General features: G+C 60.3%; 16 protein-coding genes. 6 read left to right on the top strand and 10 right to left on the bottom strand.

All coding sequences use genetic code 11. The annotated features are described in order from the left end of the window. Nucleotides 1–225 precede the first annotated feature (225 nt). Nucleotides 226–1,248: a 23S rRNA (adenine(1618)-N(6))-methyltransferase RlmF gene (gene rlmF, locus CAF73_RS09295; protein ID WP_085698561.1), complete on the top strand. Its 1,023-nt coding sequence runs from the start codon at nucleotides 226–228 to the stop codon at nucleotides 1,246–1,248. Between the two features lie 125 nt (nucleotides 1,249–1,373). On the opposite strand, the gene CAF73_RS09290 is transcribed toward rlmF, so the two are convergent. Next, on the bottom strand, nucleotides 1,374–1,655 hold the full coding sequence (locus tag CAF73_RS09290) for an HU family DNA-binding protein (protein ID WP_085698560.1): 282 nt from the start codon (nucleotides 1,653–1,655) through the stop codon (nucleotides 1,374–1,376). Between the two features lie 396 nt (nucleotides 1,656–2,051). Here CAF73_RS09290 and yejK point away from each other — a divergent pair, with 396 nt between their 5' ends. Together yejK and CAF73_RS09280 are read left to right on the top strand one after the other, a co-directional pair. Further along, nucleotides 2,052–3,056 carry a nucleoid-associated protein YejK gene (yejK, locus tag CAF73_RS09285; protein WP_085702527.1) on the top strand — a complete coding sequence of 335 codons (1,005 nt, stop codon included), beginning with the start codon at nucleotides 2,052–2,054 and terminating at the stop codon, nucleotides 3,054–3,056. After that, nucleotides 3,056–3,406: a glutaredoxin family protein gene (locus tag CAF73_RS09280; protein ID WP_085702526.1), complete on the top strand. Its 351-nt coding sequence runs from the start codon at nucleotides 3,056–3,058 to the stop codon at nucleotides 3,404–3,406. Before yejK ends, CAF73_RS09280 begins: the two co-directional genes overlap by 1 nt. 31 nt (nucleotides 3,407–3,437) lie before the next feature. On the opposite strand, the gene CAF73_RS09275 is transcribed toward CAF73_RS09280, so the two are convergent. The 9 genes from CAF73_RS09275 to CAF73_RS09235 all read right to left on the bottom strand — a co-directional run bounded on the left by CAF73_RS09275 (nucleotide 3,438) and on the right by CAF73_RS09235 (nucleotide 11,885). Beyond that, nucleotides 3,438–4,373, bottom strand: a complete 936-nt coding sequence (locus tag CAF73_RS09275) for a glutathione S-transferase family protein (protein ID WP_085698558.1) — start codon at nucleotides 4,371–4,373, stop codon at nucleotides 3,438–3,440. Between the two features lie 341 nt (nucleotides 4,374–4,714). Beyond that, on the bottom strand, nucleotides 4,715–5,017 hold the full coding sequence (locus tag CAF73_RS09270; protein WP_085702525.1) for a GIY-YIG nuclease family protein: 303 nt from the start codon (nucleotides 5,015–5,017) through the stop codon (nucleotides 4,715–4,717). Nucleotides 5,018–5,056: 39 nt separating this feature from the next. Then, complete coding sequence (locus tag CAF73_RS09265) at nucleotides 5,057–5,530, bottom strand: nuclear transport factor 2 family protein (protein WP_085608154.1); 474 nt, start codon at nucleotides 5,528–5,530, stop codon at nucleotides 5,057–5,059. A gap of 101 nt (nucleotides 5,531–5,631) precedes the next feature. Then, nucleotides 5,632–6,936, bottom strand: a complete 1,305-nt coding sequence (locus CAF73_RS09260; RefSeq protein ID WP_085702524.1) for a CynX/NimT family MFS transporter — start codon at nucleotides 6,934–6,936, stop codon at nucleotides 5,632–5,634. Continuing rightward, nucleotides 6,926–7,585 carry a FadR/GntR family transcriptional regulator gene (locus tag CAF73_RS09255; RefSeq protein WP_085698555.1) on the bottom strand — a complete coding sequence of 220 codons (660 nt, stop codon included), beginning with the start codon at nucleotides 7,583–7,585 and terminating at the stop codon, nucleotides 6,926–6,928. The genes CAF73_RS09260 and CAF73_RS09255 overlap by 11 nt, the downstream gene beginning before the upstream one ends. Before the next feature lie 137 nt (nucleotides 7,586–7,722). Then, on the bottom strand, nucleotides 7,723–8,487 hold the full coding sequence (locus CAF73_RS09250) for an amino acid ABC transporter ATP-binding protein (RefSeq protein ID WP_085698554.1): 765 nt from the start codon (nucleotides 8,485–8,487) through the stop codon (nucleotides 7,723–7,725). A gap of 11 nt (nucleotides 8,488–8,498) precedes the next feature. Beyond that, the gene (locus CAF73_RS09245) at nucleotides 8,499–9,596 is read right to left on the bottom strand and encodes an amino acid ABC transporter permease (RefSeq protein WP_085698553.1); all 1,098 of its coding nucleotides are present in this window, start codon (nucleotides 9,594–9,596) and stop codon (nucleotides 8,499–8,501) included. Between the two features lie 10 nt (nucleotides 9,597–9,606). Next, entirely contained in the window at nucleotides 9,607–10,788 is a 1,182-nt protein-coding gene (locus CAF73_RS09240) for an amino acid ABC transporter permease (RefSeq protein WP_085702523.1), read from the bottom strand. A 65-nt stretch (nucleotides 10,789–10,853) separates the two neighbouring features. Next, nucleotides 10,854–11,885, bottom strand: a complete 1,032-nt coding sequence (locus CAF73_RS09235) for an amino acid ABC transporter substrate-binding protein (protein ID WP_085698551.1) — start codon at nucleotides 11,883–11,885, stop codon at nucleotides 10,854–10,856. A 467-nt stretch (nucleotides 11,886–12,352) separates the two neighbouring features. Here CAF73_RS09235 and CAF73_RS09230 point away from each other — a divergent pair, with 467 nt between their 5' ends. The 3 genes from CAF73_RS09230 (at nucleotide 12,353) to CAF73_RS09220 (ending at nucleotide 15,653) form a co-directional block, all read left to right on the top strand. Continuing rightward, nucleotides 12,353–13,009, top strand: coding sequence for an alpha/beta hydrolase (locus CAF73_RS09230; protein ID WP_085698550.1), 657 nt, complete (start codon nucleotides 12,353–12,355; stop codon nucleotides 13,007–13,009). A gap of 96 nt (nucleotides 13,010–13,105) precedes the next feature. Beyond that, complete coding sequence (gene rhlB / locus CAF73_RS09225) at nucleotides 13,106–14,584, top strand: ATP-dependent RNA helicase RhlB (RefSeq protein ID WP_085698549.1); 1,479 nt, start codon at nucleotides 13,106–13,108, stop codon at nucleotides 14,582–14,584. A 124-nt stretch (nucleotides 14,585–14,708) separates the two neighbouring features. Further along, nucleotides 14,709–15,653 (top strand): ornithine cyclodeaminase family protein, encoded by a 945-nt coding sequence (locus CAF73_RS09220; protein WP_085702522.1) that lies wholly within the window; start codon nucleotides 14,709–14,711, stop codon nucleotides 15,651–15,653. Nucleotides 15,654–15,660: the final 7 nt, after the last annotated feature.

The following is a 15,660-nucleotide window of genomic DNA, read 5'->3' as shown; positions in this document are numbered from 1 at the left end:
AGGTCCGCGTGTAATCACGCTGACTGCGCCTTTTTCCTGTATTCATTACTCCCTCCTGAGAATGGGTCAGAAGGTGTAAACCTTATTCAGGACGAGACATCGCACTGAAAAAGGGAGGCCCGCAACGGCCTCCCTTTTTTGTGCCCGGCACTTTTCCGGCCAACAACGCAGCGCCCTGTGGGACAATAGCCGCCACTTTCAGCCCTACCCGAATCGACCACGCCCATGAACGCCCCACGTACACCGAAACCTGCGCGCAAGAAGCCTGACTCCGCCACCCCGGCCAAGCCCGTGGAACCGCGTAAAGAAGCCAGCCTGCACCCGCGCAATCGCCATCAGGGTCGTTACGACTTCCCGGCGCTGATCAAGACCACGCCGGAACTGGCGAAGTTCGTGATCACCAACCCGTACGGCAAGGAAAGCATCGACTTCGCCAGTCCCGATGCGGTGCGCGTGTTCAACCGGGCGCTGCTCAAATCGTTCTACGGTATCCAGCATTGGGACATCCCGGCCGATTATCTGTGCCCGCCGGTGCCGGGCCGTGCCGACTACATCCACTTTCTGGCGGACCTGCTGGCCAGCAACAACGATGGCGTGGTTCCGCGCGGTGCCATCGTCAATGTGCTGGATATCGGCATGGGCGCCAACTGCGTGTATCCGCTGATCGGTCATAGCGAATACCGCTGGCACTTCCTCGGCTCGGAGATTGATCCGACCGCCGTGGCCGCCGCCAGGGCCATCGTCCAGTCCAACAACCTGAACAAGGTCATCCAGCTGCGCCAGCAGGAAAACCGCAAGCACATCCTGATCGGCCTGCTGGAGCCCGGCGAGCGCTTTGACCTGACCATGTGCAACCCGCCATTCCACGCGTCGATGGAAGAAGCCACCAAGGGCAGCGAGCGTAAGTGGCGGGCCCTGGGCAAGGCCGATCCGAAGCGCAAATTACCGGTGCTGAACTTCGGCGGTCAGTCGGCCGAGCTGTGGTGTGAAGGTGGCGAGGCGCGCTTCGTGACGCAACTGATCGCCGAAAGTGCGAACTTTGCGCACAAGGTGTTGTGGTTCAGCACCCTGGTCTCGAAAGCCTCGAACCTGCCTGCCATCGAAACCGCGCTGAAAAAGGCCGGCGCGCTGGAAAGCCAGGTGGTGGAAATGTCCCAGGGGCAGAAGCAGAGCCGCTTCGTCGCCTGGACCTTCCAGACCAAGTCCGAACAGCAGATCTGGCGGCGCGAGCGCTGGGTTCGCAAGTAATACGCTTCAACCAGGGCGGCGCTTGAGCGCAAAGCAGCCGCCGCTACTGCTGAAACACAAACAGCAGGCGCAAAAAAACCGTGCCCGGATCGCTCCGGTGCACGGTTTTTTTTTATCGCTGCGTCTTACTTGTTCACAGCGTCGGTCAGGCCTTTGGCCACAACCATCTTGACCACTTTCTTGGCAGGGATTTCGATGGCAGCGCCAGTCGACGGGTTACGGCCAGTGCGGGCAGGACGCTCGGTCACTTTCAGCTTGCCGATACCTGGCAAAGTGATTTCGGCACCGTTTTCCAGCTGATCGGCAACGATTTGACCCAGTTGGTCCAGAGCGGCACGCGCGGTGGCTTTCGGCGCGTCGATAGCTTCAGCGATGTCGGCGATCAGTTGGTCTTTAGTAAGAGCCATGTAGTGTTCCTTCCCTATCAAATTCATATGGATTGCAGAGTGCAGTGTCAGCCATCGAGCCCGATCTTCTGGATCTGGCACCCTCGGCGATAACCACGACGAGTCGGGGTTATAGATGCCGAAATCAAGGTTTGGTTCGACCTGACAAAAGCTGAATGCATGCTTGTCGCGGTGACTTCGCACAAGACCGGGCAAAACTAGCACAGAGACAAGGAAATATCCGCCTCTAGCTAGCCAAATGGTCAGGTTTATTGCGCTAAATCGGTAAATAAATGCATAAGGGCCGTCGGGTGACCCGGATTTGCCCTTCACCCCGCGCCAAATCCAGTGGTTGCGGTACACTGAGCGCTTTTTCGGGGGAGCCCGCCCTCCCCCCTTCCACCAGCCGAGAAGCCTATGCCGATCCGTCATTGCATCGTCCATTTGATCGACAAAAAACCCGACGGCACACCCGCAGTCCTGCACGCCCGTGACTCCGAACTGGCTGAGTCCGCTGCCATCGAGAACATGCTCGCCGATCTCAATGAGAGCTATAACGCCAAACAGGGCAAAGCCTGGGGGTTGTTCCATCCGGAGTCCGGTGCGTTCCCGTTCAGCGGCTGGCTGAAGGAGTACATGGAAGGCGGCAAAGACTTCACCGCGTTCAGCAAAGTCGCGGTCGAGCACCTGCAAAAGCTGATGGAAGAATCGAACCTGTCGGTCGGTGGCCACGTGCTGTTCGCCCACTACCAGCAAGGCATGACCGATTACCTGGCCATCGCCCTGCTGCACCACAGTGAAGGCGTGGCAGTGACCGAACAACTGGATGTGACACCGTCGCGCCACCTCGACCTCGGCCAACTGCACCTGGCGGCGCGGATCAACGTTTCCGAGTGGCAGAACAACAAGCAGTCCAAGCAGTACATCTCGTTCATCAAGGGCAAGAACGGCAAAAAGGTCTCGGAGTACTTCCGCGACTTCATCGGCTGCCAGGAAGGCGTCGACGGCCCGGGCGAGACCCGCACCCTGCTCAAGGCCTTCAGCGACTTCGTCGAGAGCGAAGACCTGCCGGAAGATTCCGCGCGCGAAAAGACCAAGACCCTGGTCGACTACGCCAGCAGCCAGGCCAAGCTCGGCGAGCCCATGGGCCTGGAAGAACTCTCTGAGCTGATCGACGAAGAGCGCCCAAAGGCCTTCTACGATCACATCCGCAACAAGGATTACGGCCTGTCGCCGGAGATTCCGGCGGATAAACGCACGCTCAACCAGTTCCGCCGCTTCACCGGCCGCGCCGAAGGCCTGTCGATCAGCTTCGAAGCACACCTGCTGGGCTCGAAGATCGAATACGACGAAGAGGCCGGCACCCTGGTCATCAAAGGCCTGCCGACCTCGCTCACCGATCAGCTGAAGCGTCGCAACTGATGCTCGGCAATGTGCTGAAAAAAGTTCTGCTGGTTCTGCTGGTGGTCGTGGTCTATCAGAACTGGGGCAAGATCGAGCGGGTATTCAACCCATCGCAGATGGCATCCGAGCAGGTCCGCGCCAACGCCCATGTCGTGTTGTACGCCACGGACTGGTGCGGTTACTGCAAGCAGACCAAGCGCTTTCTCGATCAGAAAGGCATTCCGTTCAAGGAATTCGATATCGAGAAGGATGCCGAGGCACGCAAGGCTTACGAGGCTTTGGGCGGGCGCGGGATTCCGCTGATCGACGTCAATGGCACGTTGATTCGCGGGTTTGATCCGAACGAGATTCTCGCTGCACTGAAATGAACGAGGGAGCCAATCGGCTCCCTCAGTTGTTTCAGCGTTTCTCGATTCGGAAACCGAAACGCGGGAAGTGCACATGCACCACGCCGCCACGTTCGTCTTCACGGCGCAGGATCAACTCCTCGCGACCGGCAAACACCAGCTCACCGGCCACCGGATCAACGCCGTAGTCAGTGGCCGCGATCACGACTTGCTGGCCCGTTTCGAATCCGTTCGGATCGACAAACTGCTCATCGGGCAATGCCGCCGGCTTCGAACTGCGTGCAACCTCCAGCGCCTCTTCGGAACTCATCGCACTGGCCGCACCGTGACCGAAGCCCAGCACCCGCCCGAGCCATGCGGACACTGCCGGATAGTCGTCCACCAGCGGCGCGGTGACGTGGGTCGCCTTGAGGAACCACAGCGGATGGGCCATGGCGAAGTCGGCAATCGACGGCTCGCCGAACAGGAAGTCCCCGTCTTCACGCTGCAGCTGCTGCTCCAGACGCGCCATGATGGTTGGCCATTGATGTTTGGCCTGCTCGGCTGACAGTTTGGTCGCGCTGCCACCGCTGAACAGTCCGGCACGATCGGCGAGGAAGGCCTTGATCGCTTCCGGCGGTAACTTGCCGAAACGCACCGCCACCGATTCGGGCTGAAACACCAGGCTCACCGCATGCTGGAACACCACCGAATCGGCCCAGGCAGCGAAACTGGCGGCAATCATTTCCTGACCATCCGGGAAGAACGAAGGCTGGGCCTTTACCTGCTCGAGGCGACGGGCGATCAGCGCGGTGTCGCAATAGATGTCGGCGCCGATCTGCAGCACCGGCGTCTTGCGGTAGCCACCGGTCAGGGCGGTCAGGTCAGGCTTGGGCATCACTGGCGAGATATGCACCGAACGCCAGGACAAGCCCTTGAACCCCAGCAGCAGCCGGGCCTTTTCAGCAAAGGGAGAGGTCGGGTAATGATGAAGGATCAACTCGGACATGCTCGGCTCCGCCGCACAGAAAGTGAGCCAGCAGCTTAGCGCGCAATTTGTTCGCAGCCTACGGATCCGGCTGATGGGAACCGATCAGTCAGGTTGATAAGGCACTGGAGAGTTCTCGAAAAAAACCGCCTCAGCCGAAACCGAGACGGTTTTCCCACTTGCTCGATGGCATAAAGCCGAATAATCTTCGTCCACGCTAGTGTGTCCATTGTGATGCAGTAAACCCGGCCGCAAACCGGCGTTTACAGAAAAACCGCCCCGCAAAGGCGGTTTTTTTTTCGCCCGCCGTTTGCCTCAGGCAGCGCCTTCGACATGCAGAGACTTCTACCGCTTACACCCGATCAATCAGGCCGATAAGACGCCACCAGACATTCCTTCGCACTCTTCCTGAGTTTTTTGATCAACCGCTCCTGGCGCAACGCATCACTCTTGTCGCGGCACAGCTCGGTATAGACCAGCGCCATCGCCGGGCTTGAAAGAAAGAAGCGCGCGCCCTTGCCACTCTGGTGCTTGGCAAAGCGGCGCACGGGATCATCGCTGATCCCGCAGTACAGCGAACCGTTGGCGGCGCGTACGAGGTAGACGAACCAGGACTTGCTCACTGGTACGTCGGCATCGGGAGGATTTTCGCTGAGGCTGGTCACGGGACAATTCAGATGTAAGGAAAACAGGCCGCGATCTTATCAGCGACTCGCCTGAAAGGCCTTCAGCCCTTTCAGGGCCTGGGCACGGACGGCGTTGCGCACCAGCGGTGTCCAACCCAGCAGCAGGCCCTTGAAGCCCAACGCCTGACGCGACCAGCGCCACAAATCGAAGTGGTCGTGGTGTTCGCAGATCTTGCCGTCACGGAAGACGAAGCGTGCCTGGATGTCGTTGATCACGATATTGCCGGTCTGGCTGAACAGGTAGGTCGCCACCCAGTGGGCGCCGCCGCTGCGCTCATCGGCGCGGACGTTGTCGAAGGTCAGTGAGAAGTCTTTGGCGCGGGTAGTGAGCATGCGCCACATATCACCGGCATCGCGGCCGCGCAGTTCGCCGAACGCCGGATCGCTGAATACCACGTCGTCGGTGTAGCAGGCGGCCATGGCCTCGGCGTCGAGGCGCTGGAAAGCCTGGTAGAAACGGGTGATCAGGGCGCTGTGGGCTTCTTCACTCATGTGGCAATCTCCAGGAAAGGTACAGATTGCCAGCACGATAATCCGCAAACGCCCGAAACACTATCGGCATTCGCACTCCGAATACCGACAGTGTGCGCGCGTCAGACCTTTTCGCTGACTACCTGCACATACAGCGCACGTCCGGCACCGAGGCCGGCGAGGATTGCACCCGCACCGATGATGCCGAAGATCCAGCCCACGGCGTTCCAGCCACCGGTCCAGTCGTGCACCACACCGACCGCGAACGGCCCCATGGACGCGAGGGTGTAGCCGAAGCCCTGGGACATGCTCGACAGGTTGGCCGCAACATGGGAATCCCGCGAACGCAGCACGATCAGGGTCAGCGCCAGGCTGAACGTACCGCCCTGCCCCAGCCCCAGCAGGATCGCCCAGCCCCACAGTCCTTCGATCGGTGCGTAGAGGCAACCGAACAGGCCGCCGAGCGTCAGCGCCATGACCACCATGATCGCCAGCCGCTGATCCTTGCCGCGCGTGGCCAGCCATGGTGCCGCCAGGGAGCTGGCAAGCTGGATGATCACCGATCCGGACAGCACCAGGCCGGCCTGGGTCGGGGTCAGCCCGCGACCGATGAGGATCGACGGCAACCAGCCGAACACGATGTAGGCCAGTGAAGATTGCAGGCCCATGTACAAGGTCACTTGCCACGCCAGCGGATCACGCAGCAGACCGCGGACCCGATAGGCAACGTTGTGCGCGCCGTGCTTCTGGCCGATTTGCGGCAGCCAGAATACTGCCGCCGCCAGCGCCGGAATCACCCAGAAACCCAGACCCATGGCCCAGCTGTGGTCGAAGTGTTCGCTCAGCGGCACGCTGGAACCTGCCGCCATTGCCGCGCCCAGGCACAGGGCCATGGTGTAGACGCCGGTCATGGTGCCGGCATGTTTGGCGAAGTCGCGCTTGACGATGCCCGGCAGCAACACGCCGATGATGCCGATGCTCGCACCGCCCAGCACGCTGCCGACGAACAGACCGATTTCGCCGAAGTTGCTGCGCAGGATGATGCCGCCGGCCAGTGTCAGAAGAATCCCCAAGACCACCCGCTCGGCACCGAAACGTCGCGCCAGCACGGGTGCCAGTGGAGCAAACAGACCGAGGCAGAGTACCGGCAACGTCGTCAGCAACCCCGCTTGAGCGGCCGACAAACCAAGGCTTTTCGACACATCACTGAGCAGCGGCGCCATGCTCGACAGCGCCGGTCGCAGGTTCAACGCCACCAGAATCAACCCAAGCAGCAACAGCCAGGGGCGCCGCACCAACGGATGACCTTGCTGCACTTGTTCGTCATCGGCTTCGGCGTCGATCAACAATTCTTCGAGCTCGGCCTTGCGAACGGGTGCCGGGGAGACTTCTGGGCGGGACATGGTTTTCTCGGTTTCAAGGTTCATTGATCAACTGCCTCGACAAGGCTTTGGCCCGCTCCGGATCGCGCTGCTCGACGGCCTCAAGCAAGGCGACGTGCAAATCGAAGACTTCCTGGCGACGGGGGACGATATTCAGGGTCTGGCGCAATTGCGCGCCGACGATGCTGGAAAAATAGCGATACAGCTCGCTGAGGGTCGGATTGTGTGCGGCATCCACCAGACGCCGGTGGAACACCAGATCGCAGCGGATGTAACTGTCGAGGTCGCCGTGATAGTGGCTGCCGGCGACACCCAGCGCTTCGCGCAACGCGACGAGGTCTTCATCGGTACGGCGCAAGGCCGCCAGGCCGATGGCCTCGACTTCAAGGATGTGCCGGGTTTCCCGAGCCTGATCCAGCGAGCATCTGGACAGCGCCTTGAGCGTGTCCATCGGATCGACCACCGCCCGCAGGTAACTGCCGTCACCCTGACGGATCTCGATCAACCCGGAAAACGCCAACACCCGCATCGCTTCGCGCACGGTATTGCGGCTGATGCCGAGTTCGGCGCACAACTCGGGCTCGGTGGGAAGCCGCTGACCGACCTGCCAGCTGCCGTCGGTGATGCGCTGACGCAGTTGATCCAGCGCCTGATCGACCAGGGATCGTTTGATCAATAAAGAGTTTTCAGACATGGAATTCGCCCTGTCATCCAATCATGGGATGAATTTGCTGACAGGGTAGTCAGATTTTCCAATCAGGGCAACCGGCAAAATCCGGACAAAAATAAACCCGGAACTGAGTCCGGGTTTATTTCAACGCCTGAATCGGATCAATGCAGGATCTGACTCAGGAACAGCTTCGTACGATCATTCTGCGGATTGTCGAAGAAGTCGTTCGGTGCCGCCTGCTCGACGATTTCGCCCTTGTCCATGAAGATCACACGGTTGGCCACGGTGCGGGCGAAGCCCATTTCGTGGGTTACGCAGAGCATGGTCATGCCGTCTTCGGCCAGGCCGATCATGGTATCGAGTACTTCTTTCACCATCTCCGGGTCGAGTGCCGAGGTCGGTTCGTCGAACAGCATGATTTTCGGTTTCATGCACAGCGCGCGGGCGATCGCCACACGCTGCTGCTGGCCGCCGGACAGTTGCCCCGGATACTTGTGCGCCTGCTCCGGAATGCGTACGCGTTCCAGGTAATGCATGGCGATTTCCTCGGCCTTGCGCTTGGGCATCTTGCGTACCCACATCGGCGCCAGGGTGCAGTTCTGCAGGATGGTCAGGTGCGGGAACAGGTTGAAGTGCTGGAACACCATGCCGACTTCACGGCGGATCGCTTCGATCTGCTTGAGGTCGTTGGTCAGTTCCACGCCATCGACCACGATGCGGCCCTGCTGGTGTTCTTCCAGACGGTTGAGGCAGCGGATGGTGGTGGACTTGCCGGAACCCGACGGGCCGCACAGCACGATACGCTCGCCCTGACGCACGTTCAGGTTGATGTCTTTCAGCACATGGAACTGGCCGTACCACTTGTTCACGCCCTGCATCTGAATGATGCCTTCAGGGCCCGCTGGCTTTTTGATTGCTTCGCTCATCGAAAAAACTCCTAACGCTTGTGGCCAGTGTCGAGCTTGCGTTCCAGGTGCATGGAATAGCGCGACATGCCAAAACAGAAAATCCAGAACACCAGGGCGGCGAACACGTAGCCTTCGGTGGCCATGCCCAGCCATTTCGGATCGGCAGCGGCTTGCTTGACGCTGTTGAGCAGGTCAAAGAGGCCGATGATGATCACAAGGCTGGTGTCCTTGAACAGCGCGATGAAGGTGTTGACGATGCCGGGAATCACCAGCTTCAGGGCTTGCGGCAGAATCACCAGGCCCATGGCGCGCCAGTAACCGAGGCCCATCGCGGCCGCGGCTTCGTACTGGCCTTTGGGGATCGCTTGCAGACCGCCGCGCACCACCTCGGCGACGTACGCCGACTGGAACAGGATCACGCCGATCAGCGCCCGCAGCAGCTTGTCGAAGTTCATGCCTTCAGGCAGAAACAGCGGCAGCATCACCGAGGACATGAACAGCACCGTGATCAACGGCACGCCGCGCCAGAACTCGATGAAGGTCACGCAGACCACACGGATCGCCGGCATGTTCGAGCGTCGGCCCAGTGCCAGGACAATCCCCAGCGGCAACGCACCGGCGATGCCGACAGTGGCGATCACCAGGGTCAGCATCAGACCGCCCCACTGGCTGGTCGCCACGGTGTCGAGGCCGAAGACGCCGCCATGCAGCAGGCACCAGGCAACGATCGGGTAGATCACCAGGAAGCTCAGGCCGTACACCGCCTTGTGCGCCACGCGCTTGATGAACAAGGGCGCCACGCCGATGACCGCCAGCCACACGGTCAGGTCCACGCGCCAGCGCAGTTCCGGCGGATAGTAGCCGTACATGAACTGGCCGAAACGCTGCTGGATGAAGACCCAGCAGGCGCCGTCCTTGGTGCAGTCGGCGCGGGTGGTGCCGACCCAGTTGGCATCGAGGATCGCCCAACTGAGGATCGGCGGTACCACCAGGTAGATCAGATAGAACGCAAACAGCGTCAGCAGGGTGTTGAGCCAGCTGGAGAACATGTTCGCGCGGATCCACGCCATCGGGCCGAAGACCTTGGCCGGCGGTGGCATGTCGGGTTTGAAAGTATGAGTACTCATGCGCTATTCCTTACCGCTCGATCAGCGCGATGCGCTTGTTGTACCAGTTCATCAGCAGGGAAATGCTGATACTGATCGCCAGGTACACGCTCATGGTGATGGCAATGACTTCGATCGCCTGACCGGTCTGGTTCAGCACGGTGCCGGCGAACAGCGAAACCATTTCCGGATAACCGATACCGGCCGCCAGCGAGGAGTTTTTCGCCAGGTTCAGGTATTGGCTGGTCAGCGGCGGGATGATGACCCGCAGCGCTTGCGGAATGATCACCTTGCGCAGGGTCGGGCCGTTGCGCAGGCCGAGCGAATGCGCCGCCTCGGTCTGGCCGTGGCTGACCGACTTGATGCCCGAACGCACGATCTCGGCGATGAACGCCGCGGTGTACACCGTCAGCGCCAGGGTCAAGGCCAGCAGTTCCGGAATCAGCACCCAGCCACCGACGAAGTTGAAGCCTTGTAGCTTCGGCATTTCCCAGTGCACAGGTGCACCGAAGATCAGCGCACACAGCGCCGGGATCACCAGGAACAACGCCAGGCCAGCCCAGAACTTGTGGAACGGCTCGCCGGTCGCTTCAAAGCGCTTGTTGGCCCAGCGGCTCATCAGCACGATGGCAACGATGGCCACCACGATGCTGACCACGAACGCCCAGAAGCCGTCGGCCATTTGCGCGGCCGGCATGTTCAGGCCACGGCTGCTGACGAAGAAGGTATCGCCGAAGTTGTGGCTGTTGCGCGGCCCCGGCATGGTCAGGAACACCGCGAAGTACCAGAACAGGATCTGCAGCAGTGGCGGGATGTTACGGAAAACCTCCACGTACACGGTTGCCAGTTTGGAAATGATCCAGTTCTTCGACAGGCGCGCGACGCCGATGATGAAGCCGAGAATTGTGGCCAGGATCACACCGATGAAGGTCACCAGCAGCGTGTTGAGCAGGCCGATGACAAACACCCGGGCATAACTGTCCGCTTCGGTGTAGGAGATCAGGTGTTGAGCGATGCCGAACCCGGCACTGCGCTCGAGAAAGTCGAACCCCGAAGTGATACCCCGGTGTTGCAGGTTGGTCTGGGTGTTATCGAACAGATACCAGCCCAGGGAGACCACCGCCACGATGGTGATGATCTGAAATACCCACGCACGCACTCGTGGATCGCTGAGGCTGAGCCTCTGCTTTGGTGCGCCGATTGAATTTTGCATGAAGTGCCCCGGAAATAATGGAACAGAACGTCACCCGGCAGTTGGCCTGCCGGGTGACAGAACCATCAGCGCACTGGTGGTGCGTATTGAATGCCGCCGTTGTTCCACAGCGCGTTCAGGCCGCGGTCGATTTCCAGCGGAGTGCTCTTGCCGAGGTTTTTCTCGAAGATTTCACCGTAGTTGCCGACTTGCTTGACGATCTGTACGACCCAGTCCTTCGGCAGTTTCAGGTCTTTGCCGTATTCGCCGTCTGCGCCGAGCATACGAGCGACATCCGGGTTCTTGGTCGCTTTGGCTTCAGCTTCGACGTTCTTCGAAGTGATGCCTGCTTCTTCGGCGTTCAGCAACGCGTAGCCAACCCAACGCACGATGGCCAGCCACTCGTCATCGCCGTTACGCACGACCGGGCCCAGTGGTTCCTTGGAAATGGTTTCCGGCAGAACGACATAATCCTTCGGCGAAGCCAGCTTGCTGCGCTGGGCGAACAGCTGGGACTTGTCGGAGGTCAGCACGTCGCAACGACCGGATTCCAGCGACTTGGCGCTTTCATCGGAGGTGTCGAAAGTGATCGGGGTGTATTTCAGACCGTTGCCGCGGAAGTAGTCGGAAACGTTCAGTTCGGTAGTGGTACCGGCTTGGATGCAGATGGTTGCACCGTCCAGCTCTTTGGCACTCTTGACGCCCAGCTTGTTGTTTACCAGGAAGCCGATGCCGTCGTAGTAGGTAATGAAGCCCGGGAATTTCAAGCCCATGCCCGCGTCACGGGAGCTGGTCATGGTGGTGTTGCGCGACAGGATGTCGATCTCGCCCGACTGCAGAGCGGTGAAACGCTCCTTGGCGTTCAACTGACTGAACTTGACCTTGGTCGCGTCGCCGAACACGGCAGCGGCCACGGCGCGGCAGACGTCAGCATCGATGCCCACGATCTTGCCGGTGGAATCCGGAACCGAGAAGCCTGGCAAGCCATCGCTGACGCCGCACTGCACGAATCCTTTCTTCTTCACTGCATCCAGGGTTGCACCCGCCTGAGCGAACCCGCTGACACCCAGTACTGCAGCAGCAGTCACGATCGCCAGAGTGGATTTCAACATCTTCATTCAAACCTCCAGTTTTGCTCTTGTTGTGTCGGAGCTTGAGTCCAGTCGCACCCTTTTGAGGCGTTGTTGACCCGTGTTGGCTTTTTTTGGGGTCAACCGACGCAGGACCTTCGCTATGAGTCTAGTAGGAGAAAATCCACATCATGGACAACTCACTTCTCACCATTCGGCCGAACGGGCGGTAGCCCTTTCACGTTCGCTAAGCCCGTTGCGGCCATTGGCGAACATCCATCACCGGATTCTTTGCTATCCCGTCACCCGGCGTTCACTGATAGTGTTACCGCCAGGCGCGAGATTGATTGCACGACTACCTCATAGCAAAGCCCGTACCACACCGGCTGCTGAAGCGATTGAGTGGCAGGTCAATAGCAAAACTTGCACCCTTGCGACATCTTCTTAACGGATCAACCGGGCGCGCACGCAAATCACGCACTCAATGAGAGCGCCCGCACACAATTGGAGCAGCCATGACCGAGCCCTTGATTCTTCAGCCTGTTAAGCCCGCAGACGCCTGCGTGATCTGGCTGCACGGCCTCGGCGCCGACCGCTACGACTTTCTGCCGGTGGCCGAAGCGCTTCAGGAAAGCCTGCTGAGCACGCGTTTCGTGCTGCCTCAGGCGCCGACGCGCCCGGTGACGATAAATGGCGGATATGCCATGCCAAGCTGGTACGACATCAAAGCCATGAGCCCGGCGCGGTCGATCGACCACGATGAGCTGGAAGCGTCCGCCGATCGCATCATCGAATTGATCGAAGAACAGCGAAGCAGCGGAATAGACGCATCGCGGATTTTCCTGGCCGGTTTTTCCCAGGGCGGCGCCGTGGTCTATCACACCGCGTTTCTGAAATGGCAGGGGCCGTTGGGCGGGGTACTGGCATTATCGACATACGCGCCGACGTTCAGCGATGAACTGGAGTTATCCGCCAGCCAGCAACGGATTCCGGCACTGGCGCTGCACGGCCAGTTCGACAACGTGGTGCAGAACTCGATGGGTCGCACGGCTTATGAGTATCTCAAGGCCCATGGTGTCACCGTGACATGGCAGGAATACCCAATGGAGCACGAAGTGTTACCTGAAGAAATTCGCGACATCGGCGTGTGGCTCAGCGAACGCTTGCGCTGACAATTGCGACAGGGGTCGCCCTTTGATCATCCCACTACGCCGCGCCCGTTTCTTGCATTACACTGGCCGGCGTACATTCCTTAACCAATTGATGAGATGACCGTGCTCAAAGCACTCAAGAAAATGTTCGGTAAAAGCGAGGCTGAGCAGCTCGCGCCAGTCCCCACTGCGCCGTCGCACGCCCCCGGTCATCGCAACGATGCCAGCCAGGCCGGCCGCCAGACGCCCGCCACGCCCCCAAAGCACGAACCGAAACCCGCTCCGGCTGCCACGCCCGCCACTGAGCCTGCGCGCAGCGAAGCCCCGAAACCGGCCAGACCACGTCGCGAACCCAAGCCCAAGGCGCCGGTGATTCCCTGGAAACTCGAAGACTTCGTCGTCGAGCCGCAGGAAGGCAAGACCCGCTTCCACGATTTCAAGCTCGCCCCGGAACTGATGCATGCCATCCACGACCTGGGCTTCCCGTATTGCACGCCGATCCAGGCTCAGGTGCTGGGTTATACCCTCGCCGGCAAAGACGCCATCGGCCGCGCCCAGACTGGCACCGGCAAGACCGCCGCGTTCCTGATCTCGATCATCACCCAGCTGTTGCAGACGCCGCCGCCGAAAGAGCGCTACATGGGCGAGCCACGGGCGCTGATCATCGCGCCGACCCGTGAACTGGTGGTGCAGATCGCCAAGGACGCCGCCGACCTGACCAAGTACACCGGCCTCAACGTCATGACGTTCGTCGGCGGTATGGACTTCGACAAGCAGCTCAAGCACCTCGAAGCGCGCCATTGCGACATCCTCGTCGCAACGCCTGGCCGCCTGCTCGACTTCAACCAGCGCGGCGACGTGCACCTGGACATGGTTGAAGTGATGGTGCTGGACGAAGCCGACCGCATGCTCGACATGGGCTTCATCCCGCAAGTGCGTCAGATCATTCGCCAGACTCCGCCGAAAAGCGAACGCCAGACCCTGCTGTTCTCCGCGACCTTCACCGATGACGTGATGAACCTCGCCAAGCAGTGGACCACCGATCCTGCGATCGTCGAAATCGAGGTCACCAACGTGGCCAACGAAAATGTCGAACAGCACATCTATGCGGTGGCCGGTGCCGACAAATACAAACTGCTCTTCAACCTGGTCAACGACAACGGCTGGGAGCGAGTGATCGTGTTCGCCAACCGCAAGGACGAAGTGCGGCGCATCGAGGAACGCCTGGTGCGCGACGGCATCAACGCCGCGCAATTGTCCGGCGACGTGCCGCAGCACAAGCGGATCAAGACGCTTGAAGGCTTCCGCGAAGGCAGGATCCGCGTCCTGGTCGCCACCGACGTGGCCGGTCGCGGTATCCACATCGACGGCATCAGCCACGTGATCAACTTCACCCTGCCGGAAGTCCCGGACGACTATGTGCACCGCATCGGTCGTACCGGTCGTGCTGGCGCCGACGGTGTGTCGATCAGCTTCGCCGGTGAAGACGACTCCTATCAGTTGCCGTCCATCGAAGAAAAACTCGGTCGCAAGATCAGCTGTGAAACGCCGCCGACCCATCTGTTGCGGGCGGTTGAGCGCAAGCGTCCACAGTAAGCGGCACCATAAAGAGAAGCGCAGCCGGCAACGGACTGCGCTTTTTTTTCGCCCGGATATTGTTCAACAAAACTAAAAGTCCATAATAGACAAATTAGTTTAAAAACAGTCTCCGGAGTCTGCCATGTCCAGTACGCCCTACGTGATCGACCAAACCCAGGCCCGCGAGCTGTTGGCCCGGATCGATGTGCCGCAGATCCTGCGCAAGCTGTTCCGCGATCTGGCGGCCGGGCATGCGGTGCAACCGGCGCAGCAACTGGTGGAGTTCCCCCAGGGCGCCGGGGACTTCATCAACTATCTGGGCGTGCTGGCAGAAGATGGCGTGTACGGAGTCAAGACCTCGCCGTACATCGTTCGCGAACAAGGCCCGCTGGTGACGGCATGGACGCTGTTGATGTCGATGCAGACCGGTCAACCGTTGCTGCTCTGCGATGCCGGCGAACTGACCACCGCCCGTACGGCGGCAACCACAGCTGTCGCCGTCGACGCCTTGGCCCTTTCGAACGCAAAACGCCTGGCAATCATCGGCAGCGGCAAGGTCGCCCAGGCGCACCTGCATTACGTCAAAACATTGCGCGACTGGCAGAGCATCAGTGTGTACTCACCTACCTTGAGCGAAGACCCGGCAACCATCCGACAACTGCAAGCCCTCGATCCACGGGTGAGCATCGCCGAAAGCCGCGAAGCCGCCATCGCCGAAGCCGATGTGATCATGCTCTGCACCTCGTCCGCAGGACCTGTGATCGACCCGGCGACCTTGAACAAACCAGCACTGATCACCTCGATCAGCACCAACGCACCGCGCGCCCACGAAGTGCCGCCGCAAAGCCTCAACGACATGCAGGTGTTCTGCGACTATCGCCCGACTACCCCGGGCTCGGCCGGCGAGATGCTGATCGCCCGCGAACAACATGGCTGGGACAATAGCGCGATCCTCGGCGACCTGGCGGATCTGCTCAGCGAAAAAGTGCAGCGCCCCGATTACCAGCATCACGTGTTTTTCCGCTCCATCGGTCTGGGCCTGGAAGACATCGCCCTGGCCAATGCCATCTATCAATTGCAGCGCTGACACCGGA

This window comes from Pseudomonas sp. B15(2017) (assembly GCF_002113215.1).
GTDB lineage: Bacteria > Pseudomonadota > Gammaproteobacteria > Pseudomonadales > Pseudomonadaceae > Aquipseudomonas.
Note: the sequence above shows the minus strand (reverse complement) of the source record. Positions and strands in the feature narration are given on the sequence as shown.

Excerpts from the sequence above, each read along its gene's own strand:
- rlmF (WP_085698561.1), top strand. The coding sequence starts at position 226 with ATGAACGCCCCACGTACACCGAAACCTGCGCGCAAGAAGCCTGACTCC.
- CAF73_RS09290 (WP_085698560.1), bottom strand. The coding sequence starts at position 1,655 with ATGGCTCTTACTAAAGACCAACTGATCGCCGACATCGCTGAAGCTATC.
- yejK (WP_085702527.1), top strand. The coding sequence starts at position 2,052 with ATGCCGATCCGTCATTGCATCGTCCATTTGATCGACAAAAAACCCGAC.
- CAF73_RS09280 (WP_085702526.1), top strand. The coding sequence starts at position 3,056 with ATGCTCGGCAATGTGCTGAAAAAAGTTCTGCTGGTTCTGCTGGTGGTC.
- CAF73_RS09275 (WP_085698558.1), bottom strand. The coding sequence starts at position 4,373 with ATGTCCGAGTTGATCCTTCATCATTACCCGACCTCTCCCTTTGCTGAA.
- CAF73_RS09265 (WP_085608154.1), bottom strand. The coding sequence starts at position 5,530 with ATGAGTGAAGAAGCCCACAGCGCCCTGATCACCCGTTTCTACCAGGCT.
- CAF73_RS09260 (WP_085702524.1), bottom strand. The coding sequence starts at position 6,936 with ATGAACCTTGAAACCGAGAAAACCATGTCCCGCCCAGAAGTCTCCCCG.
- CAF73_RS09255 (WP_085698555.1), bottom strand. The coding sequence starts at position 7,585 with ATGTCTGAAAACTCTTTATTGATCAAACGATCCCTGGTCGATCAGGCG.
- CAF73_RS09250 (WP_085698554.1), bottom strand. The coding sequence starts at position 8,487 with ATGAGCGAAGCAATCAAAAAGCCAGCGGGCCCTGAAGGCATCATTCAG.
- CAF73_RS09245 (WP_085698553.1), bottom strand. The coding sequence starts at position 9,596 with ATGAGTACTCATACTTTCAAACCCGACATGCCACCGCCGGCCAAGGTC.
- CAF73_RS09240 (WP_085702523.1), bottom strand. The coding sequence starts at position 10,788 with ATGCAAAATTCAATCGGCGCACCAAAGCAGAGGCTCAGCCTCAGCGAT.
- CAF73_RS09235 (WP_085698551.1), bottom strand. The coding sequence starts at position 11,885 with ATGAAGATGTTGAAATCCACTCTGGCGATCGTGACTGCTGCTGCAGTA.
- CAF73_RS09230 (WP_085698550.1), top strand. The coding sequence starts at position 12,353 with ATGACCGAGCCCTTGATTCTTCAGCCTGTTAAGCCCGCAGACGCCTGC.
- rhlB (WP_085698549.1), top strand. The coding sequence starts at position 13,106 with ATGACCGTGCTCAAAGCACTCAAGAAAATGTTCGGTAAAAGCGAGGCT.
- CAF73_RS09220 (WP_085702522.1), top strand. The coding sequence starts at position 14,709 with ATGTCCAGTACGCCCTACGTGATCGACCAAACCCAGGCCCGCGAGCTG.